The organism is Neoroseomonas oryzicola (assembly GCF_012163135.1).
Lineage (GTDB): Bacteria > Pseudomonadota > Alphaproteobacteria > Acetobacterales > Acetobacteraceae > Neoroseomonas > Neoroseomonas oryzicola.
In genome coordinates, this window is the sequence record NZ_JAAVUP010000001.1 from 596,729 (window position 1) to 621,269 (window position 24,541).

At 70.7% G+C, this 24,541-nt stretch carries 26 protein-coding genes; 20 read left to right on the plus strand and 6 right to left on the minus strand.

Features of this window, described 5'->3' with window-relative positions; all coding sequences use genetic code 11:
* Nucleotides 1–21: 21 nt before the first annotated feature.
* Nucleotides 22–1,725, minus strand: coding sequence for a gamma-glutamyltransferase family protein (locus GWK15_RS02820; protein WP_168038831.1), 1,704 nt, complete (start codon nt 1,723–1,725; stop codon nt 22–24).
* A 117-nt stretch (nt 1,726–1,842) separates the two neighbouring features.
* Here GWK15_RS02820 and GWK15_RS02825 point away from each other — a divergent pair, with 117 nt between their 5' ends.
* From GWK15_RS02825 to phoB, 7 genes are all read left to right on the plus strand, one after another.
* Nucleotides 1,843–2,628, plus strand: a complete 786-nt coding sequence (locus GWK15_RS02825; protein ID WP_168038833.1) for an enoyl-CoA hydratase-related protein — start codon at nt 1,843–1,845, stop codon at nt 2,626–2,628.
* Nucleotides 2,629–2,808: 180 nt separating this feature from the next.
* Nucleotides 2,809–3,828 carry a phosphate ABC transporter substrate-binding protein PstS gene (pstS, locus tag GWK15_RS02830; protein ID WP_168038835.1) on the plus strand — a complete coding sequence of 340 codons (1,020 nt, stop codon included), beginning with the start codon at nt 2,809–2,811 and terminating at the stop codon, nt 3,826–3,828.
* 61 nt (nt 3,829–3,889) lie between these two features.
* Nucleotides 3,890–4,861, plus strand: coding sequence for a phosphate ABC transporter permease subunit PstC (pstC, locus tag GWK15_RS02835; protein ID WP_168038837.1), 972 nt, complete (start codon nt 3,890–3,892; stop codon nt 4,859–4,861).
* A gap of 4 nt (nt 4,862–4,865) precedes the next feature.
* Nucleotides 4,866–5,759, plus strand: a complete 894-nt coding sequence (gene pstA, locus GWK15_RS02840) for a phosphate ABC transporter permease PstA (RefSeq protein ID WP_168038839.1) — start codon at nt 4,866–4,868, stop codon at nt 5,757–5,759.
* A 17-nt stretch (nt 5,760–5,776) separates the two neighbouring features.
* Complete coding sequence (gene pstB, locus GWK15_RS02845) at nt 5,777–6,610, plus strand: phosphate ABC transporter ATP-binding protein PstB (RefSeq protein WP_168038841.1); 834 nt, start codon at nt 5,777–5,779, stop codon at nt 6,608–6,610.
* A gap of 20 nt (nt 6,611–6,630) precedes the next feature.
* Nucleotides 6,631–7,347 carry a phosphate signaling complex protein PhoU gene (gene phoU, locus GWK15_RS02850; protein WP_168038843.1) on the plus strand — a complete coding sequence of 239 codons (717 nt, stop codon included), beginning with the start codon at nt 6,631–6,633 and terminating at the stop codon, nt 7,345–7,347.
* A gap of 5 nt (nt 7,348–7,352) precedes the next feature.
* Nucleotides 7,353–8,069 (plus strand): phosphate regulon transcriptional regulator PhoB, encoded by a 717-nt coding sequence (phoB, locus tag GWK15_RS02855; RefSeq protein WP_168038845.1) that lies wholly within the window; start codon nt 7,353–7,355, stop codon nt 8,067–8,069.
* Here the strand turns inward: phoB and GWK15_RS02860 are convergent.
* Nucleotides 8,042–8,614: a nucleoside 2-deoxyribosyltransferase gene (locus tag GWK15_RS02860; RefSeq protein WP_168038847.1), complete on the minus strand. Its 573-nt coding sequence runs from the start codon at nt 8,612–8,614 to the stop codon at nt 8,042–8,044. The genes phoB and GWK15_RS02860 overlap by 28 nt on opposite strands.
* A 52-nt stretch (nt 8,615–8,666) precedes the next feature.
* On the opposite strand from GWK15_RS02860, the gene GWK15_RS02865 reads away from it, so the two are divergent.
* From GWK15_RS02865 to GWK15_RS02910, 10 genes are all read left to right on the plus strand, one after another.
* Entirely contained in the window at nt 8,667–9,476 is an 810-nt protein-coding gene (locus tag GWK15_RS02865) for an alpha/beta hydrolase (RefSeq protein ID WP_168038849.1), read from the plus strand.
* Between the two features lie 48 nt (nt 9,477–9,524).
* Nucleotides 9,525–10,706: an ABC transporter substrate-binding protein gene (locus tag GWK15_RS02870; protein WP_168038851.1), complete on the plus strand. Its 1,182-nt coding sequence runs from the start codon at nt 9,525–9,527 to the stop codon at nt 10,704–10,706.
* 85 nt (nt 10,707–10,791) lie between these two features.
* Entirely contained in the window at nt 10,792–11,715 is a 924-nt protein-coding gene (locus GWK15_RS02875) for an ABC transporter permease subunit (RefSeq protein ID WP_168038853.1), read from the plus strand.
* A gap of 3 nt (nt 11,716–11,718) precedes the next feature.
* Entirely contained in the window at nt 11,719–12,642 is a 924-nt protein-coding gene (locus tag GWK15_RS02880; RefSeq protein WP_168038855.1) for a branched-chain amino acid ABC transporter permease, read from the plus strand.
* Nucleotides 12,635–13,387: an ABC transporter ATP-binding protein gene (locus tag GWK15_RS02885; RefSeq protein WP_168038857.1), complete on the plus strand. Its 753-nt coding sequence runs from the start codon at nt 12,635–12,637 to the stop codon at nt 13,385–13,387. Before GWK15_RS02880 ends, GWK15_RS02885 begins: the two co-directional genes overlap by 8 nt.
* Complete coding sequence (locus GWK15_RS02890) at nt 13,387–14,088, plus strand: ABC transporter ATP-binding protein (protein ID WP_168040237.1); 702 nt, start codon at nt 13,387–13,389, stop codon at nt 14,086–14,088. The genes GWK15_RS02885 and GWK15_RS02890 overlap by 1 nt, the downstream gene beginning before the upstream one ends.
* Nucleotides 14,089–14,104: 16 nt before the next feature.
* Entirely contained in the window at nt 14,105–14,548 is a 444-nt protein-coding gene (locus GWK15_RS02895; RefSeq protein ID WP_168038859.1) for a cupin domain-containing protein, read from the plus strand.
* Between the two features lie 142 nt (nt 14,549–14,690).
* Nucleotides 14,691–17,351, plus strand: coding sequence for an alanine--tRNA ligase (gene alaS / locus GWK15_RS02900; RefSeq protein ID WP_168038861.1), 2,661 nt, complete (start codon nt 14,691–14,693; stop codon nt 17,349–17,351).
* On the plus strand, nt 17,348–18,442 hold the full coding sequence (locus GWK15_RS02905) for a P1 family peptidase (RefSeq protein WP_168038863.1): 1,095 nt from the start codon (nt 17,348–17,350) through the stop codon (nt 18,440–18,442). Before alaS ends, GWK15_RS02905 begins: the two co-directional genes overlap by 4 nt.
* Nucleotides 18,439–19,056, plus strand: a complete 618-nt coding sequence (locus GWK15_RS02910; RefSeq protein ID WP_168038865.1) for a hypothetical protein — start codon at nt 18,439–18,441, stop codon at nt 19,054–19,056. The genes GWK15_RS02905 and GWK15_RS02910 overlap by 4 nt, the downstream gene beginning before the upstream one ends.
* 3 nt (nt 19,057–19,059) lie before the next feature.
* On the opposite strand, the gene GWK15_RS02915 is transcribed toward GWK15_RS02910, so the two are convergent.
* The 3 genes from GWK15_RS02915 to GWK15_RS02925 all read right to left on the minus strand — a co-directional run bounded on the left by GWK15_RS02915 (nt 19,060) and on the right by GWK15_RS02925 (nt 21,623).
* On the minus strand, nt 19,060–19,743 hold the full coding sequence (locus tag GWK15_RS02915; RefSeq protein WP_168038867.1) for a DUF599 domain-containing protein: 684 nt from the start codon (nt 19,741–19,743) through the stop codon (nt 19,060–19,062).
* On the minus strand, nt 19,740–20,228 hold the full coding sequence (locus GWK15_RS02920) for a hypothetical protein (protein WP_168038869.1): 489 nt from the start codon (nt 20,226–20,228) through the stop codon (nt 19,740–19,742). Before GWK15_RS02920 ends, GWK15_RS02915 begins: the two co-directional genes overlap by 4 nt.
* A 177-nt stretch (nt 20,229–20,405) precedes the next feature.
* The gene (locus tag GWK15_RS02925) at nt 20,406–21,623 is read right to left on the minus strand and encodes an NADP-dependent isocitrate dehydrogenase (protein WP_168038871.1); all 1,218 of its coding nucleotides are present in this window, start codon (nt 21,621–21,623) and stop codon (nt 20,406–20,408) included.
* Nucleotides 21,624–21,760: 137 nt separating this feature from the next.
* On the opposite strand from GWK15_RS02925, the gene GWK15_RS02930 reads away from it, so the two are divergent.
* Nucleotides 21,761–21,958: a hypothetical protein gene (locus tag GWK15_RS02930; protein ID WP_168038873.1), complete on the plus strand. Its 198-nt coding sequence runs from the start codon at nt 21,761–21,763 to the stop codon at nt 21,956–21,958.
* A 7-nt stretch (nt 21,959–21,965) separates the two neighbouring features.
* Here the strand turns inward: GWK15_RS02930 and GWK15_RS02935 are convergent, their stop codons facing one another.
* Entirely contained in the window at nt 21,966–22,952 is a 987-nt protein-coding gene (locus GWK15_RS02935) for an MBL fold metallo-hydrolase (protein WP_168038875.1), read from the minus strand.
* Between the two features lie 135 nt (nt 22,953–23,087).
* On the opposite strand from GWK15_RS02935, the gene GWK15_RS02940 reads away from it, so the two are divergent.
* Together GWK15_RS02940 and GWK15_RS02945 are read left to right on the plus strand one after the other, a co-directional pair.
* Nucleotides 23,088–23,267, plus strand: a complete 180-nt coding sequence (locus tag GWK15_RS02940; RefSeq protein ID WP_168038877.1) for a hypothetical protein — start codon at nt 23,088–23,090, stop codon at nt 23,265–23,267.
* A complete protein-coding gene (locus tag GWK15_RS02945; protein ID WP_168038879.1) occupies nt 23,267–24,478 on the plus strand; it encodes a flavin-dependent oxidoreductase in 1,212 nt (403 codons plus the stop codon). Before GWK15_RS02940 ends, GWK15_RS02945 begins: the two co-directional genes overlap by 1 nt.
* The last annotated feature ends 63 nt before the right edge of the window (nt 24,479–24,541 follow it).

Below are 24,541 nucleotides of genomic sequence, written 5' to 3' on the forward strand. Positions count from 1 at the left end.
GCGGCGCGCGCCAGGCAAGCCTCATCCGGCGATGGCGTAGGCCGGGCGGCGCGGATCGGCCCCGGCGCGCACCAGCCCCGCCTTGGGGTCGGACATCACCGCCTCCACGCTGCCGGCGAGCCAGGTCATCTCCGGCCATTCCTTCACCTCGTGCCCGCGCGCGGCGAGGTCGTCCCGCACGTCTTGCGGCACGCGGGCTTCTACCGCGATGCGCGCGGGGAAGTAGTCGAAGGGCGCGAAGGAGGAGGGGAAGGCATAGGAGGCGAGGCGCGGCGCCTCGATCGCCTCCTGCAACTCCATGCCGAAGTGGAAGACGTTCAGCATGACCTGCAGCATGGCCTGGATCTGCACGTCCCCGCCCGGCGTGCCGAAGGGCATGACGCCGCCATCCTCGGTGACCAGCATCGCCGGGTTGGGCGTCAGGCGCGGCCTCTTCCCCGGCGCGACGCCCGAGGGATGCGCCGGGTCGGGCCGCGACTGGCTGCCACGGTTCGACGGCACGATGCCGAGCCCCGGGACAACCGGCGAATTCCACGACCCGTCGGACGGCGTCGCGCTGAAGGCATTGCCCCAGCGATCGACCACGGCCACGTACGAGGTGTCGGCCTCGACCTTCGGCAGGTCCGCGCGCTGCGGCCCGACAGCGGGCGTTCCGCGTCCGAGCAGCGGTTCGTACATCGTCGGGTGCGCCCGCTGCGGGTCGATCTGGCGCAGCCGCGCATCGAGGTGATCGGGCGCGAGCAGCCCTTCCACCGGCACCTGGGTAAACAGCGGATCGCCGAAATGGTACTCGCGGTCGGCCATCGCCGCCTTCACGCATTCGGTCAGCAGGTGCAGGTAGTCGGCGGAATTGTGCGCCATGTCCGAGAAGCCGGCGCGTTCCATCAGCAGCAGCGCCTGGGCGAGCGCCGGCCCCTGGCACCACGGCCCGCAGGTCAGAAGCGTATGGCCCCGCCAGGGCTTGGCGACCGCGGGTTCGAGGCGCGAGCGGAACCCTTCCATGTCCTCCATCGACAGGAAGCCGCCCTCGGCCTGGATGAAGCGGACGATCTCGCGCGCGATGTCGCCGCGGTAGAAGGCGGCATGCGCGGCGGCGAGGCCCGCCATCCGCCCGCCCTTGGCGGCCGCGCGGCGTTCCTCGTCGACCATGTAGGTCAGCGTGCGCGCGAGGTCGGACTGCACGAAGCGTTCGCCCACCACCGGCGGCTTGCCGCCCGGCAGGTAGATCGCGGCGTTGGAGGGGTACCTCGCGTAGTCGTCGACATGCAGCGCCACCGTCTCGGCGAGCAGCGGGAAGACCGCGAAGCCTTCGGCCGCGTAGCGGATCGCGTATTGCGCGACCTCGCCGAAGCCCATCGTGCCGTGGCGCTCGAGCGCGGTGATCCAGGCATCCGGCGCCGCAGGCACGACCGTGCGGCGGACGCCGTTCGGGATCTTCCCGCCATGCTCCCGCATGAAGACGTCAGGCGGCAGGGATCGCGGCCAGTGGCCGAGGCCCGCGATGGTCTCCACCGTGCCGTCCGCCATGCGGATCATGATCGGCGCGACGCCCGCGACGTTCACCAGGTCCGGCAGCACGACGCCGAGCGCGATGCCGGCCGCGCAGCCCGCATCGACCGCGTTGCCGCCGGCCTCAAGCACCGCCATGCCGGCATTCGCGGCCAGGTAATGGCCGGCCGAGATGGCGTGGCGCGGGCCGGACAGCGTGGGGCGCGTCGAGGTCATCGGAGGCTCCTCCCGAAAGGCGGGGAGAGCCTCGGCGCGCTTCGGCCATGCGTCAACGGCGGCTTGGCGGCGCACGTCCCGGCGGCAAGGATGCGCCCGTTCGAAGGGAGAACCGCCATGGCCAAGCCCGTCCTGCTGTCGATCGACGACCGCGGCATCGCCACCGCCACGCTCAACAAGCCCGCCAAGGGCAATGCCTATGACGAGGACCTGCTCGCCGCGCTGATCGAGGGCCTCGACGCGCTGCACGACGACCCGAAGGTCCGCGCGCTGGTGATCCGCGGTGCGGGCAAGCATTTCCAGGCAGGGGCGGATCTCGACTGGCTGGCCAAGGCCGCGACCTACGGGCCGGAGCAGGCCTATGCGGCGTCGATGGCGACCACCACCGCCATGCAGAAGCTGAACGAATTCCCCAAGCCCACCTTCGCCCTGGTGCATGGCGCCTGCTTCGGCGGCGGCTGCGGCGTGGTGTGCTGCGTCGATGTCGCCATCGCGACACCGGCCGCGATCTTCGGCCTGACGGAAGTGCGCGTCGGCGTCGCCCCCACCCCGATCAGCACGCACATGGTCCACGCCATGGGCCTGCGGCAGACGCGCCGTTATGCGATCACCGGGGAACGCTTCGACGCCGCCGAGGCGCTGCGCATCGGCCTGGTCCATGAAGTCGTCGACGCCGACAAGGCCGATGCGCGACTCGCCGAGATCATCGACCAGACGATGCTCTCCTCGCCCAGCGCCATCGCCATGACCAAGGATTCGTTCCTGGGCGCAAACGGACTCAAGCTCTCGGCGCGGGAGATGTCGCTGCTCGCCCACGAATCCTGGATGCAGCGGGCTTCGGCCGAGGGGAAGGAAGGCCTCGCGGCGTTCCGCGAAAAGCGCCGGCCCGCCTGGTACAAGTGACCACGCCCCAACCAGGGGTTGCCGACGCCGATCCTCCGACAAGCCCCGCGCTTGTCGGAGGCGCCGTCATCGTTCTTTCACAAAACTGCAATCGGGAGGTCTTTCGCCCCGCCTAGAAGCCGGCCACGCGCCGTCCCGGCCGGGACGGCGCAGCTTCTACCACTGACGGAGTGAGACGCTGTGAACAGGCGGTCCTTCCTTCTCGGCGCCGGGGCGGCGCTGAGCCTTCCGGTTCTCGAGGCCCGCGCCCAGGGCGCGCAGATCACGGGCGCCGGAGCGTCCTTCCCGAACCCGATCTACCAGAAGTGGGCCGAGGCGGCCCGCGCGGCGACCGGCCTGCAGCTGAACTACCAGTCGGTCGGCTCGGGCGCGGGGATCAACCAGATCCGCAACCGCACCGTCGATTTCGGCGCGACCGACGCGCCGCTGAACCAGCAGCAGCTCACCGAGGGCAACCTGCTGCAGTTCCCGACGGTGATGGGCTCGGTCGTGCCGATCATCAACGTTCCGGGGATCGAGAACGAGCAGCTGAAGCTGACCGGCGAGGTGCTCGCCGACATCTTCCTCGGCCGCATCACCCGCTGGAACGACCCGCGCATCGTGGAGCTGAACGCGGGCGTGACGCTGCCGTCCCTCGCCATCGCGCCGGTCTATCGTGCGGACGGCTCGGGCACGACCTTCGTCTTCACCTCCTACCTCTCGGCGGCCGCGGCCAACTGGCGCTCGGGCCCCGGGGCGGCGACCTCGGTCCGCTGGCCGGTCGGCAACGGCGCGCGCGGCAACGAGGGCGTGGCGGGCGGCGTGCGCAACACGCGCGGCGGCATCGGCTATGTCGAGAACGCCTATGCCAGCCGCAACAACCTCGTAACCACGCAGCTGAAGAACAAGGCCGGCCACTTCGTGAAGCCGACCATGGAAGCCTTCATCGCCGCCGCCTCGAACGCGGACTGGTCGGTGCCGGGCTTCGCGGCGAATATCATCGACCAGGGTGGCGACGCCTCCTGGCCGATCGTCGCGCCGACCTTCATCCTGCTGCCGACGAACCCGACGGACGCGGCGCGCAACGAGAACGTGCGCAAGTTCTTCGACTGGGCCTATGCCAACGGCGATGCCCTGGCCCGCGAACTCGAGTACATCCCGCTGCCGGAGGCGACGAAGACCGCCGTCCGCGCCGCATGGCGGACGCAGTTCGGCGCCTGATCCGTATCGCGGGGCCCGGTGACCGCCGGGCCCCGCCCCACCCTGACGACAGGCAGACGCCGTGAGCCAGGCCGCAACCGCCGCGACACACCCCCCCGCTACCACACGCCGCAGCGGCGGCAATGTCGGGGACGTGCTTTTCGAATGGGCCTGCCGCGGCGCAGCCGTCCTGGTCCTGCTGCTGCTCGGCGCCATCATCGTCGAGCTGTTCCTCGCCGGCCTGCCGGCCTTCCGCGCCTTCGGCCTGCCTTTCGTGTGGTCCACCGACTGGGACCCGGTGCAGGAGGTCTTCGGTGCCGGCGTGTCGATCTACGGCACCGTCGTGACCGCGGTGCTGGCGATCGTGCTCGCCGTCCCGCTCGCCTTCGGCATCGCCTTCTACCTGACGGAACTGGCACCGCCCTGGCTGCGCCGGCCGGTCGGCACGGCGATCGAACTGCTCGCGGCGGTGCCTTCGATCATCTACGGCATGTGGGGCTTCTTCGTGATCGCTCCGGCCTTCGCGCACTACATCCAGCCGACCATCATCGACACGGTGGGCGAGCTGCCGCTGGTCGGCTTCCTGTTCCAGGGCGCGCCCTTCGGCACCGGCATCTTCACCGCGTCCTTCATCCTCGCGATCATGATCCTGCCCTTCATCGCGGCGACCATGCGCGACGTCTTCGAGCAGGTTCCCCCGGTCTACAAGGAAAGCGCCTACGGCCTTGGGGCCACGACCTGGGAGGTGATGCGCAGCGTCGTCCTGCCCTACACGCGGGTCTCGGTAGTCGGCGGAATCATGCTCGGCCTCGGGCGCGCGCTGGGCGAGACGATGGCCGTCACCTTCGTCATCGGCAACGCCAACCGCATCAGCACATCCCTGTTCGGGCCCGGCAACACCATCGCCTCCCTCGTCGCGCTCGAATTCGGGGAAAGCGAGGCCGGCAGCCTGAAGTTCGCCTCGCTGCTCGCCCTCGGCTTCATCCTCTTCGTGCTCTCCTTCCTCGTGCTCGCCGCCTCGCGCTACCTGCTGCGCTCGCGGCTGAAGGCCTGACGCCATGAGCATCACCATCGGCGCCGGCATCCATCCCGGCCCGCGCAAGGACCTCAAGGTCGCCGCCGCCCTTGGCCGCCGGCGCCGGCGGGTGGATGCGATCGTCCGCATCCTGGGCCTGGTCGCGATGCTGGTCGGCCTCGCCTTCCTCGCCTCGATCCTGCTGACCCTCGCCTATCGGGGCTCGGAGGCGATGGGGCTTTCGATCTTCACCCGCGTTACCGCGCCGCCGGGCTCGGAGGGCGGGCTGCTGAACCCGATCGTCGGCAGCCTGATGCAGGCCGCGCTCGGCACCGCGATCGGCACGCCGGTCGGCATGCTGGTCGGTACCTACCTCGCGGAATATGCGCGGGGGTCGAGGTTCGGCGACTTGGTGCGCTTCGTCTCGGACATCCTGCTCTCGGCGCCGTCGATCCTGATCGGCCTGTTCGTCTACACCATCCTGGTGATGCCCTTCGGCGGCTTCTCGGGCTGGGCTGGCGTGGCCGCGCTCGCGATCATCGTCATCCCGGTGGTCGTCCGCACCACCGAGGACATGCTCTCCCTGATCCCGAACACGCTGCGCGAGGCGGTGATCGGCCTCGGCGCGCCGAAGTGGAAGATGATCGTCTTCGTCTGCTGGAAGTCGGCGATGTCGGGGATCATCACCGGCATCCTGCTCGCCGTCGCCCGCGTGGCGGGCGAGACGGCGCCGCTGCTCTTCACCTCGCTCGGCAACAACGCCTGGTCGGTGGATCTCACCAGGCCGATGGCGAGCCTGCCGGTGACCATCTACGCCTATGCCGGTTCGCCCTTCGAGGACTGGATCGCGCTCGCCTGGGCCGGCGCGCTGCTGATCACCCTCGGCGTGCTCGGCCTCAACATCCTCGCCCGCAGCGTGCTGCGCGGCCGCAAGTGACCGGAAGGAACGGCACCATGTCCATCACGGCCGAAACCACCGAGACCGGGACCAAGGGCTTCGGCGGCGTGCAGGCACGCTCGGAGGAGGCGATCAACGCCTCGCGCATCTCCATCCGCAACCTCGAGTTCTTCTACGGCGAGAACCGGGCCCTGAAGGGGATCGACTTCGAGATCCCGGACCGCCAGGTCACCGGCATGATCGGCCCCTCGGGCTGCGGCAAGTCGACGCTGCTGCGGGTGCTGAACCGGATGTACAGCCTGTATCCCGGCCAGCGCGCGACGGGCGAGGTGATGATGGACGGGGAGAACATCATCGCCCCCGACACCGACCTCAATGCGCTGCGCGCCAAGGTCGGCATGGTGTTCCAGAAGCCGACCCCCTTCCCGATGACGATCCACGAGAACATCGCCTTCGGGATCCGCCTGCACGAGAAGCTGTCCAAGTCCCAGATGGACGAGCGCATCGAATGGGCCCTGACCCGCGCGGCGATCTGGGACGAGGTGAAGGACCGGCTCGACGCCTCCGCCCTCGGCCTGTCGGGCGGGCAGCAGCAGCGCCTGTGCATCGCGCGCACCATCGCGGTGCGGCCCGAGGTCATCCTGTTCGACGAGCCGACCTCGGCGCTCGACCCGATCTCGACGCTCAAGATCGAGGAGCTGATCGACGAGCTGAAGCGCGACTTCACCCTGGTGATCGTGACGCACAACATGCAGCAGGCCGCGCGCTGCGCCGACCAGGTGGCCTTCTTCTACCTCGGCGAGCTGATCGAGGTGGCGCCGGCGGTGCAGATGTTCACCGCGCCCAAGCATCCCAAGACCCAGGAATACATCACCGGCCGCTTCGGCTGAGCGGCGGGAAGGACCACGACATGCCCAACGAACACATCGTCCGCAGCTACGACGAGGAACTCCGGCGCCTGCGCGATATGGTGGCGCGCATGGGCGGCCTCGCCGAGCGCCAGGTCGCGGAATCGACGCGCGCCCTGGTGCGCCGCGACACCGACCTCGCGACCGAGGTGGTCGGCCGCGACGCGCAGATCGACGCGCTGGAACGCGAGGTCGAAGCCTATTGCGTGCGCCTGCTCGCGCTGCGCCAGCCCATGGCGGCGGACCTGCGCGTCATCATCGCGGCGATGAAGGCCTCGAACGACCTCGAGCGCATCGGCGACTACGCGTCGAACGCGGCCAAGCGCGCCGTGGTGCTGGCCTCCCTGCCCGCCATCGGCAGCCTCGCGGGCTTCGAGCGCATGGCGCAGCTGGTGCAGGAGAACCTCAAGGCGGCCATGGACGCCTTCGTGAACAACGATGCCGAGGCCGCACGGCGCGTCTGGGAAGCCGATGAACCCGTCGACGCCATCTACAACGGCATCTTCCGCGAGCTGCTGACCTTCATGATGGAGGACCCGCGCAACATCTCCGCAGCGACCCACATGCTGTTCATCGCGAAGAACCTGGAGCGGATCGGCGACCACACGACCAACATCGCCGAGCGCATCTACTACGCCGTCCGCGGCGACAACATCACCGAGGAGCGCCCCAAGGCCGACCAGTCGGCCTTTGCCGTGGTGCGCCCGGCCGGAGACTAGCCGCCATGGCCGAGGCCTATTCCACCCTCGCCAAGCCGACCATCCTCGTGGTCGAGGACGAGGCGCCGCTGATGACCCTGCTGCGCTACAACCTCGAGAAGCAGGGCTTCAAGGTCGAGGAAGCCGCCGACGGGCAGGAGGCGCTGCTGCGCGTGTCCGAGGCGCGGCCCGACCTGGTGCTGCTCGACTGGATGCTGCCGGCGCTGTCGGGCATCGAGGTCTGCCGGCAACTGCGACGGCGGCCCAACACGCGCGACCTGCCGATCATCATGGTCACGGCGCGCACCGAGGACCAGGACGCGGTCCGCGCCCTCGACACCGGCGCGGACGACTACATCGCCAAGCCCTTCGTGATGGACGCGCTGCTCGCCCGCATCCGCGCGCTGCTGCGCCGGTCCGGCGGGGTCGCGGCCAAGGGCACGCTGGCCTATCGCGACCTTTCCATGGACCAGGACGCGCATCGCGTCTCGCGCGGCGGCAAGCCGCTGCACCTGGGGCCGACGGAATACCGGCTGCTCGAATTCTTCCTGCAGCATCCCGGGCGGGTGTTCTCGCGCGAGCAATTGCTCGACGCCGTCTGGGGCCGCGACATCCATGTCGAGCCGCGCACGGTCGACGTGCATATCCGCCGGTTGCGCAAGGCGATCAACGGCGACGACGAGGTGGACCTGATCCGGACGGTGCGTTCGGCCGGCTACGCGCTCGACGCCGAGGACCACTGAGCCAGGCGGATCACGCAACGCTCGAAGGCGGCGAGGTCCCGCCAGCGGTCGGACGGCGCGTCCGCGCGCTCGAAGGCGCCGCCGGCGGCCTCGATGCCGCCGTCGATCATCAGGTTGTCGCCGAGGCCGAAATCCTCGAGGCCCATGGCGTCCTGGTCCTCCCAGCCGCCATCCGAGCGCGGACGCGCCGCGGCGCCGAGGAAATCCCGCGTGCGGTCGAGGAAATCCGCCGCCCGGTTGCTGTAGCCCATCACCGGCCGCCCCAGCGCCCGCATGAAGCCCAGTTCGAACACCGTCCCCGCATCGGCCGAGGGCCCGCGGAAGGGCGTGAGGTTCGCGATGAGCGCATCGGAGGCGCGGATATGCGCCTCGTTGCCGAGGTAGATCCGCAGCCAGTAGGGGCGCTCGCCCGGCGGCAGCAGCGGCGGCGGGTCGAGCGGGAAGACCCCTTCGAGCCCATGCGCCGCGCAGACGCGCTTCTTAGCCGCCGCCACCTCGAGGGCGTCGGGCAGGAAGACTTCCGGACCGGCGAGGTAGACTCGCATGCGCACGATCCTGCCTTGCCGGGCACCCTCGCGCCACGCTCAATGCCGCGCCATGGACCTTGAATCCGAATACAACAACCGCGCCCGGGTGCCCGGCAGCGCGGAGATCATCGCCGGCTGGGCGCGCGAGGCGGAGGCCTTCCGCACAACCTGGGCGCGCAAGACGCTCGACCTGCCCTACGGGACCGGACCGCGCGAGCGGCTGGACCTGTTCGAGCCCGACGGCGACGGGCCGGTCGCCGTCTTCATCCATGGCGGCTACTGGCAGGCGCTCGACAAATCCTTCGCCAGCCACTGCGCGCGGGGGCTGCTGCTGCGGGGCGTGGCGGTGGCGGTGCCGTCCTACGACCTCTGCCCCCATGTCCCGCTCGCGCGGATCGTGGCGCAGATGCAGGCGGCCTGCGCCGTACTGCACCGGCGCACGGGGCGGCGGCTGCTGGTCGCAGGACATTCGGCGGGCGGGCAGCTCGCCGCGATGCTCATGGGCACCGACTGGCAGGCGATCGACCCTGCGCTGCCGACCGGGCTGGTCGGCGCGGCGCTGCCGATCTCGGGTGTCTTCGAGATCGAGCCCCTGCTGCCCACCACCATCGGGCGGGGGCTGAACCTGACGGCCGCGGAGGCGCGGGCCCTGTCCCCCCGCTGGCAGGCCGCCGCGCCGGGGGACCTCCATTGCGTCGTCGGCGGTGCCGAGAGCGACGAGTTCCGCCGCCAGACCCGCGACTTCGCCGCCGCCTGGGGCGGCACGGCCGAGGAACTGCCCGGCGCCAACCACTTCACCGTCCTAGACCCCTTCCCCGACCCCTCCCATCCGCTGGTCGCCCATGCCGCGGCCATGGCGGGGCGTCTTGCGCCCGGCTGAAGGATCGCGCTTAAGAGAGGTCCTTTCCGGGCAATCAGGGGGACTTCCATGACGGGGATCGGACGGCGCGGGCTTCTGGGCGGCACCACGGCATTGCTGGCCGCGCCCGCCATCCTGCATGCGCAGCCCGCCGGCGGCGTGAAGATCGGCGTTGTCGCCGTGCAGACCGGCCCGCAGGCCGCGCTGGGCAACCAGCTGAAGGACGGCTTCGCCCTCGGCCTGCGCCACCTCGAGGGCAAGCTCGGCGGCCTGACCGCCGAGACCGTCATCATCGACGACGAACTCAAGCCCGACGTCGCCGTGACCAAGGTCCGCGCGGCGCTGGAACGCGACAAGGTCGACTTCATCGTCGGCGTGGTGTTCTCCAACATCCTGCAGGCGATCATCCGCCCGGTGACGGAGAGCAACACCTTCCTCATCAGCACGAATGCCGGTCCGTCCACCTTCGCCGGCCGCGGCTGCAACCCGTTCTTCTTCACCACCTCCTACAACAACGACCAGGTCCATTCGGTGATGGGCCAGGCGGCGCAGGACAACGGCTATCGCCGCGTCTTCGTCATGGTGCCGAACTACCAGGCGGGCCGCGACGCGGTCGCAGGCTTCAAGTCGAAGTTCCAGGGCGAGGTGGTGGACGAGGTCTATGTCCCCCTCACCCAGCTCGACTTCTCGGCCGAGCTCGCGAAGATCGCCGCCGCACGTCCCGACGCGATCTTCACCTTCATGCCGGGCGGCCTGGGGGTGAACCTGGTGCGGCAGTACCGCCAGGCGGGCCTTGCCAACATCCCCTTCCTGTCGACCTTCACGGTCGATGAGGCGACGCTGCCCGCGCAGGGCGATGCGGCGCTGGGCTTCTACTCGGCGGCCTCCTGGGCCCCGAACATGGACAATCCGCAGAACCGCCGCTTCGTCGGCGACTACCTCGCCGCCCACAACGCGGTGCCGGCGACCTATGCGGCGCAGGCCTATGACGCGGCGATGCTGCTCGATTCCGCGATCCGCAAGGTCGGCGGCAACCTCGCCAACAAGGACGCGCTGCGCACGGCGATCCGGGCGGCGGATTTCCGCTCGGTGCGCGGGCCCTTCGCCTTCGGCGTGAACCACTACCCGGTGCAGGATTTCTGGCTGCTCAAGGTCGGCCGCCGCGCCGACGGCAAGCTCGAGACCCAGACCGACCGCAAGGTGTTCACCAACGCCGTCGATCCCTGGGCCGCCGAATGCCGCATGCGCTGATGCCCCGCGCGCGCGCGGCTGGCGGGGCGGCCGCGCGCCGGACGATGGTGGTGACTGACGTGCACGCGCACGTCAGGAACCAGGCGTGACGACGCAGCTGCTCCTGGTGCAGGCCCTGAACGGCCTGCAGCTCGGCATCCTGCTCTTCCTGGTCGCGGCGGGGCTGACGCTGGTGTTCGGGGTGATGGACTTCATCAACCTCGCCCACGGCGTGCAGTACATGCTGGGCGCCTATCTCGGCGCCTCGCTGGCCGCGGCGACCGGGTCCTTCTGGCTCGGGCTGCTGCTGGCGCTGCCGGCGGCACTGCTCGCCGGGCTGGTGCTGGAAGTTCTGGTCTTCCGGCACCTGTACGATCGCGACCACCTCGCGCAGGTGCTCGCGACCTTCGGCGTCATCCTGTTCCTGAACGAGGGCGTGAAGCTCGTCTGGGGCGCCGCCCCCCTGCAGGTCGCGGTGCCGCCGCTGCTCGAGGGCGGGGTGCAGATCATGCCGGGGCTGCAATACCCGCTCTATCGCGTCGCGGTGCTCGGCGCCGGCCTCGCGACGGCCGGGCTGCTCTGGTGGCTGGTCGAGCGCACCCGGGCCGGGATGCTGGTTCGCGCGGGTGCGACCAACGCGCCGATGGTCTCGGCGCTCGGCGTCGACATCGGGCGGCTCTTCACCCTCGTCTTCGCCTTCGGCGCGATGCTCGCGGGCTTCGCGGGCGTGCTTGCGGGGCCGATCTTCTCGGTCGAACCCGGCATGGGCGACACGGTGCTGATCCTCGCCTTCGTGGTGATCGTGATCGGCGGCATCGGGTCGATCCGCGGCGCCTTCATCGCGGCGCTGCTGGTCGGGCTGATCGACACGCTCGGCAAGTCGCTGATGCCCGACCTGATGCGGCTCTTCCTCGACGCCTCGGCGGCGCGGCAGGCCGGGGCGGCGCTGGCCTCGATGCTCGTCTACGTCGCCATGGCGGCGATCCTGGCCTTCCGCCCGGCGGGCCTCTTTCCCGTCCGCGCGGACTGATCCATGCGCGAGGCCTGGCTGCCGCTGGCGGTGCTGCTTGCGCTCGGCGCCGCGCCGCTGCTGGGCTTCGGCGGATCCTACGAGACCACGCTGATGGCGCGGGTCATGATCCTCGCCATGGCGGCGGTCTCGCTGTCCTTCCTTGTGGGCGGGGCGGGGCTGGTCAGCCTCGGCCACGCGGCCTCGGTCGGGGTCGGCGCCTATGCGGTGGCGATCCTCGACGCGCACAACGTCACCGAGGCCGCGCGCGTCCTGCCGGCGGCGATCGGCGCGGCCGCGCTGTTCTCGATGGTCACGGGGGCGGTCGCGATCCGCACTTCCGGCGTCCACTTCATCATGATCACCCTGGCCTTCGGGCAGATGGCTTTCTTCACCGCCTCCTCGCTCGCGGCCTATGGCGGGGATGACGGCTACACCCTCTACAGCCGGACGGAGGTCTGGGGGTCACGCCTGCTCGGGAACCGGCTCACCTTCCACTATGTCTGCCTCGGCGCGCTGGCGCTGACCTGGGCGCTCTGCGCCATGCTGCTCGCCTCCCGCTTCGGCCGCGTTCTGCGCGCGGCGCGCGAGAACGCCCAGCGGGTCGAGGCGGTCGGCCTCGCCCCCTACCCCTTCCGCCTGGTCGCCTATGTGATCGCGGGCGCGATCGGCGGGGCGGCGGGCTTCCTGCTCGCCAACGCGACCGAGTTCGTCTCCCCGGCCGGCATCTCCTGGCAGCGCTCGGGGGAATTGCTGTTCATGGTAATCCTGGGCGGCGTCGGGCGGCTCTGGGGGGCGATCCTCGGCGCGGTGGCCTTCGTGCTGCTCGAAACCTGGCTCGCCGACCATGTGGCGCATTGGAAGATGGTGTTCGGGCCGCTGCTGGTCCTCGCCGTGCTGTTCCTCAAGGGCGGGTTGTCGGGCCTGGTGGTGCGCCGCCATGGCTGAGCCGCTTCTGCGCCTGGTCGACCTGCGCAAGCATTACGGCGGCCTTGCCGTGACGGACGGCGTCTCGCTCGATGTCCTGCCCGGCGAGATCCACGCGGTCATCGGACCCAACGGCGCCGGTAAGACGACGCTGATTCACGAGATCACCGGCGTGGTCCGCCCCGATGCCGGGCAGGTCGTCTTCGCAGGGCGGGACGTCACGCGCCTGTCCCTGCCGCGCCGGGTGCGCGCCGGGCTGGCGCGGACCTTCCAGATCACCAGCGTGGTGCCGGGCTTCACTGCGCTCGCGAATGTTGCGCTGGCGGTACAGGCGCGCTTGGGCTCGTCCTTCCGGTTCCTCCGCCCGGCGGCCTCCGAAGCCGCCACCAACACGGCGGCGATGGACGCACTGGCCGAGGTCGGCCTCGCCGATCGCGCCGAGGTCCCGGCGGGCGCACTCAGCCACGGCGAAAAGCGCGCCCTCGAACTCGCCATTGCGCTCGCGACGAAGCCTCGCCTGCTGCTGCTCGACGAACCGCTCGCCGGCGCCGGCCCGGAAGAGACCGAGCGCCTCATCGCCCTGCTGACCCGGCTGAAATCGGCCTACACCATCCTGCTGGTCGAGCACGACATGCAGGCGGTCTTCGCGCTCGCCGACCGTGTCTCGGTGCTGGTCTATGGCCGCGTCATCGCCACCGGGACGGTCGCCGAGATCCGCGGCAACCCCGAGGTCCGCGCCGCCTATCTGGGCGAGGACGAGGCGTGATGCTGGCGGTCGAGAACCTCGTCGCGGGATATGGCGCCGCCCGCGTGCTGCACGGCGTCTCCTTCGCCGTCGGCGCGGGCGAGGTCGTGACGCTGCTCGGCCGGAACGGCATGGGCAAGACGACGACGGTCCGCGCGGTCATGGGCCTGATCCGCCCGACCACCGGCCGCATCGCCTTCGACGGCGCGGATGTCACGGGCCAACCGCCTCACCGCATCGCCCAGCGCGGCATCGGCCTGGTGCCCGAGGGCCGCCAGGTCTTCCCGACCCTGACGGTCGAGGAGAACCTGGTCGCCACCGCCGCCAACCGGACCGGCGGAGCGCCGCGCTGGACCCTGCCGGAGGTGCTGGCGCTGTTCCCCCGCCTCGCGGAACGACGGCGCAACCTCGGGGCGCGGTTGTCGGGCGGGGAGCAGCAGATGCTCGCCATCGGGCGGGCGCTGATGACCAACCCCCGCCTGCTGATCCTCGACGAGGCGACCGAGGGCCTCGCCCCCCTCATCCGCGCCGAGATCTGGGCCGTGCTCGCGCGCCTCCGCGCCGAGGGCCAGGCGATCCTGCTGATCGACAAGAACCTCGCGGCCATCCTGAAGCTCGCGGACCGGCACGTCGTGATCGAGAAGGGCCAGGTGGTCTGGACCGGCACCAGCGAGGCCCTTTCCGCCGCGCCGGAAGTGCGCGACACCTACCTTCACGTCTAGGAGAGGAGAGGCACATATGTCCGCATTGGCCGCCGGCATCACCCCCGCGGGGGAAGGCATCGACGGGGTCGTCTGGAACATCCTGGGCCAGACCTACAAGCCGGTCGCGTCCTGCGATTCCTGCTTCGCCTTCGACACCCTGTTCCCGGACGGCACCTTCGTGCCCCCGCACATCCACAGCACGCAGGACGAGTTCATCCGCGTCCTGGAAGGTCGGTTCGACCTGGTGCTGGACGGCAAGCCCGTGGTCGCGACCGCCGGCGACCTGATCCGCATGCCCATGGGCATCATGCACGGCATCTGGAACAAGTCCGGCTCGCCGGTCCGGGCCCTGTTCTGGGTCAGCCCAGCCCGCAGCCTCGAGACGCTGTTCAAGCGCATCCACAACGTTCCCGACCCGGCCGAGGTGATCCGCATCGCCTCCGAGCACGAGGTCGAGTTCCTTCCCCCGCCGGGCTGAGCCCGGCCCCGCCGGAGGGCGGCACCGGGCCGGGGTCGCACCCGGCCCCTTCACGCCCCGCCCCCCGCGCGCTACCTGTCCCGCCCTTGGGTCAACATCTTGCCGCCGCCCGGTTTTCCGCGGGCGCCGCGACGGATCGCACATGACGAGCAGCAACGACATCCGGGCCACCTTCCTCGACTACTTCCGCCGCAACGGGCACGAGGTGGTGGAATCGAGCCCGCTGGTCCCGCGGAACGACCCGACGCTGATGTTCGCGAACTCGGGCATGGTGCAGTTCAAGAACGTCTTCACCGGGCAGGAAAAGCGCCCCTATGTGCGGGCCACGACGGCGCAGAAGTGCGTCCGCGCCGGCGGCAAGCACAACGACCTCGACAATGTCGGCTACACCGCCCGCCACCACACCTTCTTCGAGATGCTGGGGAACTTCTCCTTCGGCGACTACTTCAAGACACAGGCGATCCCCTACGCCTGGGACCTGCTGACCAAGGACTTCGGGCTGCCGAAGGACAAGCTGCTGGTCACCGTCTATTCCGAGGACGAGGACGCGGCGGCGATCTGGCGGAAGGTGGCGGGGCTGCCGGACAGCCGCATCATCCGCATCAGCACGTCCGACAATTTCTGGCGCATGGGCGACACCGGCCCCTGCGGCCCGTGCTCGGAGATCTTCTACGACCACGGGGACAAGATCCCGGGCGGCCCGCCGGGGTCCCCCGACGAGGACGGCGACCGGTTCATCGAGATCTGGAACCTGGTCTTCATGCAGTTCCTCGAGGACCCGCCCGGCACGCGCGCGCCGCTGCCCAAGCCGTCCATCGACACGGGCATGGGCCTCGAGCGCTTCGCCGCCATCCTGCAGGGCAAGCACGACAACTACGACACGGACACGCTGCGGGCGATCATCCTCGCCTCCGCCGAGGCCACAGGCCAGGAGCCGGACGGCCCCTTCCGATCGAGCCATCGCGTCGTCGCGGACCACCTGCGCGCCGGCGCCTTCCTGATCGCGGACGGCGTGCTGCCGTCCAACGAGGGCCGCGGCTACGTCCTGCGCCGCATCCTGCGCCGCGCGATGCGCCACGCGCACATGATGGGCTCGCGCGAGCCGCTGATGCACCGGCTGCTGCCCTCGCTGGTGCGCCAGATGGGTGCCGCCTATCCGGAACTGGTCCGCGCCGAGGCGCTGATCAGCGAGACGCTGCGGCTCGAGGAAACGCGCTTCCGCTCGCTGCTCGAGCGCGGGCTGCACCTGCTGGCCGAGGAAACCGGCCGGCTCGGCTCCGGCCAGACCCTGCCGGGCGAGGTCGCCTTCCGCCTTTACGACACCTATGGCTTCCCGCTCGACCTGACGCAGGACGCGCTGCGCGCCGAAGGCCGCGCCGTCGACGTCGAGGGCTTCAACGCGGCGATGACCGAGCAGCGCAAGCGCGCCCGCGCCGCCTGGGCGGGCTCGGGCGAGGCCGCGACGGAAGGCGTTTGGTTCGACCTCAAGGAGAAGGTCGGGGCGTCGGAGTTCCTCGGCTACACGACCGAGACGGCCGAGGGCGAGATCGTCGCCATCGTGCAGGACGGCAAGCCGGTCGACGCCGCGCCGGTCGGCGCCGAGGTCGCGGTGCTGCTGAACCAGACCCCCTTCTACGCCGAGAGCGGCGGCCAGGTCGGCGATACCGGCATCATCCAGGCGGGCGAGGCCTGCCGGATCGAGGTGCGCGACACGCAGAAGAAGCTCGGCGCGCTGTATGTCCACATCGGCACGGTCGTCGCCGGCGAGGCCAAGGTCGGGCTCGCGGTGCAGGCCGAGGTCGCGCATGAGCGTCGTTCGAAGATCCGCGCGCACCATTCCGCGACGCACCTGCTGCATGAGGCGCTGCGGCGCCGGCTCGGCACGCATGTCGCGCAGAAGGGGTCGCTGAACGCGCCGGACCGGCTGCGCTTCGACGTCTCCCAGCCCACGCCCATGACCGAGGAGGACCTCGAATGGGTGGAAGCGGAGGTGAATGCGCGCATCCGCGAGAATGCCGAGGTCACGACCCGGCTGATGACGCCGGAGGCGGCCGTCGAGGCCGGCGCGATGGCGCTGTTCGGCGAGAAGTACGGCGACGAGGTCCGCGTCGTCGGCATGGGCCATGACGCGGCCGCGGTCGAGAAGCACGGCGTCTATTCGCTCGAGCTCTGCGGCGGCACGCATGTCCGGCGCACCGGCGATATCGGGCTGTTCAAGATCCTCTCCGAAGGCGCGGTCTCGGCCGGCATCCGTCGCGTGGAGGCTGTCACGGGCGACGCCGCCCTCGCCTACATCGCCGAGATGGAGGAGAGCCTGCAGGCCGCGGCCGCGGTGCTGAAGGCGCAGCCGGGCGAACTCGCCTCCCGCATCGCCGCACTGGTCGAGGATCGCCGGAAGCTGGAGCGCGAGGTGGCGGAGCTGCGCAAGAAGCTCGCGACCGGCGGCGGCGGGGCGGAGGTCGAGCAGGTGGCCGGGCTGCGCGTCGCGCTGCGCGACCTGGGCGAGGTGCCGCCGCGCGACCTCAAGGGCCTCGCGGAAGCGATCCTGAAGGGCGGCACGGCGGATGTGGTGGCGCTGGTCTCCACCGCCGAGGGCAAGGCCTCGATCGTCGTCGCGACCGGCGAGGCGGCGAAGGGCAAGGCGGATGCCGTCGCGCTGGTGCGCGCGGCCTCCGCCGCGGTCGGCGGCAAGGGCGGCGGCGGGCGGCCTGACATGGCCCAGGCCGGCGGTCCGGACGGCACCAAGGCCGCCGAGGCGCTGGCCGCGGTGCGGGAGACGCTTGCCCACGGCGTGGCGACGTGAGCGAGGGGCGCTGCCGCGCCCGCGACCTCGGCCTGGCGCCGGGCATCTTTCGCCCCGGCGCCCACAACGCGATCACCGACGTGGCCGGCGTGGCGGTCGGCCACGCCACGCTGATCGAGGGCGACGCCATCCGCACCGGCGTCACCGCCATCCTGCCCCATCCCGGCAATCCCTTTGCCGACCGCGTGCCAGCGGGGCTGTCGGTCATCAACGGCTTCGGCAAGCTCGCCGGCGCGACGCAGGTCGCGGAACTCGGCGAGCTCGAGACGCCGATCGTGCTGACCAATACGCTGGCCGTCGGCCGCGCAGTCGAGGCGCTGGTGGACTGGACCCTCGCCCGCAACCCCGATGCCGTCAGCGTCAACGCCGTGGTGGGCGAGACCAATGACGGCCGGCTGAACGACATCCGCGCCCGCGGCGTGACCGGCGCGCATGTGCTGGATGCGCTGGACGGCGCGACCGGCGGCCCGGTCGAGGAAGGCTGCGTCGGCGCCGGCACCGGCACCATGGCCTTCGGCTTCAAGGGCGGCATCGGGACGTCATCGCGCGTGCTGCCGGCGGCGCTCGGTGCCTGGACGGTCGGCGCGCTGGTGCAGGCGAATTACGGCGGCGTGCTGACCATGGACGGCATCTCGGTCGGGCGTGAGCTCGGCAAGTGGTACCTCAAGGAACACACCGATCGCGGCGATGCCGACGGTTCGGTGATGGTGGTCATCGCGACCGATGCGCCGCTGTCCGACCGAAACCTGACGCGGCTCGCGACGCGGGCCATGGCGGGCCTCGCGCGCACCGGGGCCGCCTTCAGCGACGGGTCGGGCGACTATGCCCTCGCCTTCTCGACCCATCCCGGCGTGCGGCGTACGCCCGAGCGCCGCGCCCACCAGGCGATCGTCGCCGATTGGCCGAACGACCGCATGTCGCCGCTGTTCGTCGCGGCCGCCGAGGCGGTCGAGGAGGCCGTGCTGAACGCGCTGACCATGGCGACCACCATCATCGGGCGCGACGGCCGCACCGGGCGGCGTGCCAGGGGCGAGGCCATCGATCTCGACGCGCTGCGGGTGGTGCTCGCCCGCCACGGGAGGACCGCATGACCCGCCGCATGCTGCTGGCCGCCGCGGCGCTGCTGGCGATGGCCCTTCCCGCCGCGGAGGCCGCGCGCACCACCTTGCGTGCCACCCGCCCCGGCGCGCCGCCGCTCACGCTGCGCGCCGTGTCCAACGCCGAGTACTGGACCATCGAAGTGCAGGAAGGCGGCGTCGAGAGCCAGCGCATCGAGGTGCAGACCGACCTGCCGAACGTGCTGCCGCGCCTCGCGGAGACCAATGGCGACGGCGCTTTGGATCTTTGGGTGCCGGTGATCGGCGGCAACGCCAACACCGCCTGGGATGTCTGGCTGATGCAGCCTGGCGAGGGGCGGTTCCGCCGCGCAGGCGAAGTGAGCGGCCTCGGCTTCTCGCGCGATTCCGCGGGGCGGCTCGTCGCGCTCGGCCGCAACGGTTGCTGCAGCGTGGTCTACACCTTCCACGATTTCACAGCCGACGGCGCGCTGCGCGAGGGCTTCGCCATCGAGCGCCAGGTCGACAGCCTGAACCGCGGCACCTGCGAGCCCGTCGCCATCGCCATCAACGCCCCGCCCGCCGCGGTGCGCGCGACATGTGGCCTCGCGCCGGGCCAATTGCCGGGAACGCCGCTGCGCGTGCCCTGAGGGTCAGCGGATCTCCCGCGTCGCCAGCGCGTCGCGCGCGGCGGATCGGAATTCGCGCCGGTGCAGTTCGCGGAGGACCAGCAGGCTCGCGAAGATCAGCGCCAGCGGGTGGACGATCCAGGCGAGCGCCGCGAGCCCGAAATAGTAGGACCGCAGCCCGGTGTTGAAGTGCCGCGCGCCGCGGTTCGCGAGCCGGGCCGCGACCTCCGCATGGTGCACCGCCGCGGGGTCGCTGGGCATGCCGACCAGGATGGTCGAGGTGTAGTTGAACTGCCGCAGCGCCCAGGTGAGCTCGAAGAAGGCGTTCACGAAGATCACCAGCAGCATGCCGATCTTGATCTCCCACATCAGCTCATCCGGCACCTGGGACCAGGGCAGGATCGCGACGATGCGCCGCGCGGGGTCTGGCGCCGACATCATAGCGACCAGGCCACCGAGGATCAGGATGGAGGTCGTCGCCAGGAAGGAGGTCGACGACATCAGGTTGCCGATGGCCGAGATGTCGGCGATCCGGTTCTCGCGCGCCAGCGCCGCCAGCATCCAGCGGCGGCGGTGTTCGTCCATCGCGGCGATGACGCTGCGCGCACGGATGGACGGCACGCGATCTACGACCAGGGCATAGACCACCCAGCACGCGACGAAGACCGCGACGGCGATCCAGTCGAGCAGGCCCAGCGGGAGCGTCATCGGGCGGGACGCTCGGCGGGTTCGGGCTGGCAGGCACGGGCCATCGCCTCCCGCGCCGCGGGAGAGCCGCCCACGAAATGCCCCGACGCGCGGTCCCAGGTGAAGGGCAGCACGGTGTCGCGGCAGGCGCTGTCGCCCGTGCAATAGGTCACGCGCAGGTCGAGCCGGCCGTTGCGCGCGCTGAGCAGGGCGCGCCCGTCCTGGACCTCGCCGAACAGGGCCTGCTGGCGCTCGCGGCCGTCGGGCCCGGCCCAGCGGACCTCCACGGCGGTCTGGAGGTGCGACCCGCCGGCGGCGCTGCGGCCGACCCGCCAGCGCAGGGCGCCGGAGGGCAGGCCGCGGAACGTACCCTGCTCGGTCACGACCGCGGGGGACTGCCAGTCGAGGCAATCGGCCCACGACCTCGCCGGCTGCAACGTGACCAGGACGGCAGCCATGGCGGCACAGCACAGCGGCAGGCGCATCGCACGAAGCGGTCGTGGCATGAGGCTGTCTTCCATGGCCGCCGCGATCCTACGCGATGCCGGCCGGCCCTTTCGACAGGAAGCAGTCGCAGGGGACCTGCTGTCGAACCGCGCGGCGATGGCGGGGCCGCGCCAAACGTAGTCGGCCCGCGCGGCGGGCGGGCAGTCCGCCCATCCGCCGCGCGAACCTCCGGGCCGTCAGCCCATCTTCTTCTTCAGGTTCTCGTCCAGTTTCGCGAGGAACGCCTGGGTGTTGAGCCAGGGCTGGTCCTTGCTGATCAGGATCGCGAGGTCCTTCGTCATGTGGCCGCTCTCGACCGTCTCGACGCAGACCTGCTCAAGCGCGTTGGCGAAGTCCACCACGTCGGGCGTGCCGTCGAACTTGCCGCGATAGGCGAGGCCACGCGTCCAGGCGAAGATCGACGCGATCGGGTTCGTCGAGGTCTCGCGGCCCTTCTGGTGCTCGCGGTAGTGGCGCGTCACCGTGCCGTGGGCGGCCTCGGACTCGACGGTCTTGCCATCCGGGGCGAGCAGCACCGAGGTCATCAGGCCGAGCGAGCCGAAGCCCTGCGCCACGATGTCGGACTGCACGTCGCCGTCGTAGTTCTTGCAGGCCCAGACATAGCCGCCTTCCCACTTCAGGGCGCAGGCCACCATGTCGTCGATCAGGCGGTCCTCGTAGGTCAGGCCGGCCGCCTTGAACTTGTCCGCGAATTCCTCGTCGAAGATGCGGCGGAAGATGTCCTTGAACTCGCCGTCATAGGCCTTGAGAATCGTGTTCTTGTGGCTGAAGTAGACCGAGTAGCCGCGCGCGAGGCCGTAGTTGAGGCTGGCGCGGGCGAAGCCCTCGATCGACTTGCGGGTGTTGTGCATGCCCATCAGCACGCCGCCGCCGGCCGGGAAGTTGGTCACTTCGAGCTCGACCGGGGCGCCGCCATCGGCCGGCGTCCAGGTCAGCGTCGCCTTGCCGGCACCCGGGATCTTGGTCTCCGCGGCGCGGTAGATGTCGCCATAGGCGTGGCGGCCGACGACGATCGGCTTCGACCAGTGCGGCACCAGGCGGGGCACGTTCTTGCAGATGATCGGCTCGCGGAAGATCGTGCCGTCGAGGATGTTGCGGATCGTCCCGTTCGGGGACCGCCACATCTTCTTCAGGCCGAACTCGGCGACGCGGGCCTCGTCGGGCGTGATGGTCGCGCACTTCACCGCGACGCCGTACTGCTTCGTCGCATTCGCCGCGTCGACGGTGATCTGGTCATCCGTCTCGTCGCGCTTCTGGATGCCGAGGTCGTAGTACTTCAGGTCGATGTCGAGATACGGGAGGATCAGCCTGTCCTTGATGAACCCCCAGATGATGCGGGTCATCTCGTCCCCGTCCATCTCGACGACGGGGGTCTTCACCTTGATCTTGGCCATGAGCTGTCCTCTACGGGGCGTCCGATGAGCAGGCCTGTCCCGGGGGCGGCCAGCGCGGGCGGAAATTGCACCGCCGGGGCTGGTGCGGCAAGCCCGCGGCGGGCCGAAAGCCCCGCAAACCGCTCCGGAGACGCCGAATGAAGGACGCCGGCAAGGCCATCGCCGCCCGTTTCGCCCGCAGCATGGATGCCGCGACGGGCGAAGGCTACCGGCTGGGCTACGAGATCGCGCGGGACGAGGCGGCGTTCCTCGCCCTCGAAGCCGGGCGCCCGGACATCGCCGAGCGCATCCGCGCCCTGCGGCCCCTGCCGGACCGGCGGGGGCCGCAAGGCTGAAGGGCGGTCAGCCGAGGCTGGTCACGTCCATCGCCGAGGGCATCCAGGCATAGCCCTCCCCTTCCTTCGCCACGCGGCCGAGGCCCGGCCAGGGGAAGTGGTAGGAGAGCAGCTGCACGCGCTCATTCGCGAAGCGCTCGAGCGCGCGGGCGCGGGTCTGCGCCGACTGCTTCGGATCCGTGTCGAAGGAGAATTCGAGCAGCGGCCGCCGCAGCAGCAGGACCTGGTGGTGCGCCAAGTCACCCGTATAGACCATGACGTTCGGGCCCGAATTGATCGCGTAGATGGTGTGGCCGACCGTGTGTCCCGGGGCGGACATCGCGATGACGCCGGGCACCACCTCGCGGCCGTCCTGGACCATCACCATGCGGTCGCGATAGGCGTTGAGGTTCTTGGTCGCGCCGCGGATGAAGGGCCCCATGAAGGCCGGGCCGCGGATGTTGCCTTCGTCCGTCCAGTACTTCAGGTCGGCCTCGGACACCGCGACCTGGGCATTGGGGAAGTTGCGGTTGCCCTGCGCGTCGACCAGCGCCCAGCAATGGTCGCAATGAGCGTGGGAGAGCACGACGAGGTCGATCTGCGCCGGGTCGATGCCGGCCTGGCGCATGTTGCGCAGCAGCCGGCCGGTCGTGGGGCCGAACATCTGGCTGTCCGCGCCCATGCTGTCGCCCATGCCGGTGTCGAACAGGATCAGGTTCCGCCCAGTGTTCAGCACCAGGGCGTTCTGCTCGAGCAGCGCATTCGCCGGGTCGAGGAAGTTCGCCTGCATCATGGCGTTGATCTCGCCGGGACGGGCGCCGACGAAGGAATCCTCGGCCTTGCCCAGCGGCAGCGCGCCGTCGGAGATGACGGTCGCCTCGTATTCGCCGAAGCGGAAGCGATACCAGGCGGGGGCGCCGCGGCCGACGAAGGGCGCGGCGGCCTTCGCCTGCATCAGCGGAAGGGCCGCGGCGGCGAGTCCCGCGCCCAGCAGGGTGCGGCGATTGAACGTCATGTCTGGTTCCTCCCAAAGGACGGCGCTAGAGCACGCTTGGCACCGGCGCCGCAGGCTATCGTTCCGGCGGGGCGATTTTCCAGCGCCGCGCGCAACTTTGACGAATCATTCCCGCGTGACGGGTGGGGAGGCGTGATGATCCTTCGCGTTGTAGCGGTCGGCCTGGCCGGCCTGGCAGTAACGGGCGCGGCGACGCTGGTTGCGGGCGCGAGCCTCGCGGCGCTGGCCTGCGCCGCGAAGCGCCGCGCCGAGGCCCGCACCGCCTGGCCGGCCGAGGAGCTGGACGAGGTCCCGCCGGCCGCCGGGGAGGAGTGATGACCGTCCTCATCGTCGGTGGCGGCGTCGGCGGGCTGACGCTGGCGCTGTCCCTGCATGAGCGCGGCATTCCCTGCCGGGTCTTCGAGGCCGCGTCGGAGGTGAAGCCGCTCGGGGTCGGCATCAACACCCTGCCCCATGCGATCCGCGAGCTCGCGGCGCTCGGCCTGCTGCCGGCACTGGATGCGGTGGCGGTGCGGACGCGGGAGCTGCGCTACCTCAACCGCTTCGGCCAGGAGATCTGGGTCGAGCCGCGCGGCACCTGGGCCGGGCACGAGGTGCCGCAATTCTCCATCCATCGCGGCCACCTGCACGCCGTGCTGTGGCAGGCGGCGCTGGAACGCCTCGGGCCCGAGGCGCTCGTCACCGGCGCGCGCCTGGCCGGCTTCGAGCAGGACGGGTCCGGCGTGACGGCGCGCTTCGCCGATGGGCGCAGCGCGCGCGGCGAGGTGCTGGTCGGCGCCGACGGCATCCATTCCGTGCTGCGCGCGACGCTCCACCCCGAGGATGGCGGCATCCGCTGGAACGGCATCCAGATGTGGCGCGGCGCGATCGACTGGCCGGAATTCGAAGGCGGCGACACCATGATCGTCGCCGGCGACATGACGGAGAAGCTGGTCCTCTACCCTATCGCCGCCGGGTCCACGCCCGGCACGCGGCTGACCAACTGGGTCGTCTGCGCGCAGATCGGCGATGCGACGAAGCCGCCACCGCGGCGCGAGGACTGGTCCCGGCCCGGCCGGATCGAGGAAGTGCTGCCGCATGTCGCGCGCTTCCGCATTCCCTTCCTCGACGTCGAGGCGCTGGTGCGCGCGACGCCCGAGTTCTGGGAATACCCGATGTGCGACCGCGACCCCCTGCCGTGGTGGACGCAGGGCCGCGTGACGCTGCTCGGCGACGCGGCGCATCCGATGTATCCGGTAGGATCGAATGGCGCGTCCCAGGCGGTGCTGGATGCGCGCTGCCTCGCGGGGCTGCTGGCCGGGCCCGATCCGGTCGCCGCCCTGGCGGCGTATGAGGCCGACCGGCTGCCCAAGACCGCCGAGATCGTGCGCAGCAACCGCAAGGGCGGCCCCGAGCGCGTGGTCGATGTCGTGTCCGAACGTGCGCCGGACGGCTTCGCTCGGCTCGAGGACGTGATCGCGCGGGAGGAGCTCGCCGCCATCGCCGGCGGCTATGCGCGCATGGCGGGATTCGCCGCGCCTCGGTGACGCCATGCTTCGGCCGCCTCCGCACCATGGGCGGAGGCGACCACGCCATCCTGACGCCGGCTG

What these genes read in the sequence shown, in the direction of transcription:
- GWK15_RS02820 (WP_168038831.1), bottom strand. Translation starts at nt 1,725, where the DNA reads ATGACCTCGACGCGCCCCACGCTGTCCGGCCCGCGCCACGCCATCTCG.
- GWK15_RS02825 (WP_168038833.1), top strand. Translation starts at nt 1,843, where the DNA reads ATGGCCAAGCCCGTCCTGCTGTCGATCGACGACCGCGGCATCGCCACC.
- pstA (WP_168038839.1), top strand. Translation starts at nt 4,866, where the DNA reads ATGAGCATCACCATCGGCGCCGGCATCCATCCCGGCCCGCGCAAGGAC.
- pstB (WP_168038841.1), top strand. Translation starts at nt 5,777, where the DNA reads ATGTCCATCACGGCCGAAACCACCGAGACCGGGACCAAGGGCTTCGGC.
- phoU (WP_168038843.1), top strand. Translation starts at nt 6,631, where the DNA reads ATGCCCAACGAACACATCGTCCGCAGCTACGACGAGGAACTCCGGCGC.
- phoB (WP_168038845.1), top strand. Translation starts at nt 7,353, where the DNA reads ATGGCCGAGGCCTATTCCACCCTCGCCAAGCCGACCATCCTCGTGGTC.
- GWK15_RS02860 (WP_168038847.1), bottom strand. Translation starts at nt 8,614, where the DNA reads ATGCGAGTCTACCTCGCCGGTCCGGAAGTCTTCCTGCCCGACGCCCTC.
- GWK15_RS02865 (WP_168038849.1), top strand. Translation starts at nt 8,667, where the DNA reads ATGGACCTTGAATCCGAATACAACAACCGCGCCCGGGTGCCCGGCAGC.
- GWK15_RS02870 (WP_168038851.1), top strand. Translation starts at nt 9,525, where the DNA reads ATGACGGGGATCGGACGGCGCGGGCTTCTGGGCGGCACCACGGCATTG.
- GWK15_RS02880 (WP_168038855.1), top strand. Translation starts at nt 11,719, where the DNA reads ATGCGCGAGGCCTGGCTGCCGCTGGCGGTGCTGCTTGCGCTCGGCGCC.
- GWK15_RS02885 (WP_168038857.1), top strand. Translation starts at nt 12,635, where the DNA reads ATGGCTGAGCCGCTTCTGCGCCTGGTCGACCTGCGCAAGCATTACGGC.
- GWK15_RS02890 (WP_168040237.1), top strand. Translation starts at nt 13,387, where the DNA reads ATGCTGGCGGTCGAGAACCTCGTCGCGGGATATGGCGCCGCCCGCGTG.
- GWK15_RS02895 (WP_168038859.1), top strand. Translation starts at nt 14,105, where the DNA reads ATGTCCGCATTGGCCGCCGGCATCACCCCCGCGGGGGAAGGCATCGAC.
- alaS (WP_168038861.1), top strand. Translation starts at nt 14,691, where the DNA reads ATGACGAGCAGCAACGACATCCGGGCCACCTTCCTCGACTACTTCCGC.
- GWK15_RS02910 (WP_168038865.1), top strand. Translation starts at nt 18,439, where the DNA reads ATGACCCGCCGCATGCTGCTGGCCGCCGCGGCGCTGCTGGCGATGGCC.
- GWK15_RS02915 (WP_168038867.1), bottom strand. Translation starts at nt 19,743, where the DNA reads ATGACGCTCCCGCTGGGCCTGCTCGACTGGATCGCCGTCGCGGTCTTC.
- GWK15_RS02920 (WP_168038869.1), bottom strand. Translation starts at nt 20,228, where the DNA reads ATGCCACGACCGCTTCGTGCGATGCGCCTGCCGCTGTGCTGTGCCGCC.
- GWK15_RS02925 (WP_168038871.1), bottom strand. Translation starts at nt 21,623, where the DNA reads ATGGCCAAGATCAAGGTGAAGACCCCCGTCGTCGAGATGGACGGGGAC.
- GWK15_RS02930 (WP_168038873.1), top strand. Translation starts at nt 21,761, where the DNA reads ATGAAGGACGCCGGCAAGGCCATCGCCGCCCGTTTCGCCCGCAGCATG.
- GWK15_RS02935 (WP_168038875.1), bottom strand. Translation starts at nt 22,952, where the DNA reads ATGACGTTCAATCGCCGCACCCTGCTGGGCGCGGGACTCGCCGCCGCG.
- GWK15_RS02940 (WP_168038877.1), top strand. Translation starts at nt 23,088, where the DNA reads ATGATCCTTCGCGTTGTAGCGGTCGGCCTGGCCGGCCTGGCAGTAACG.
- GWK15_RS02945 (WP_168038879.1), top strand. Translation starts at nt 23,267, where the DNA reads ATGACCGTCCTCATCGTCGGTGGCGGCGTCGGCGGGCTGACGCTGGCG.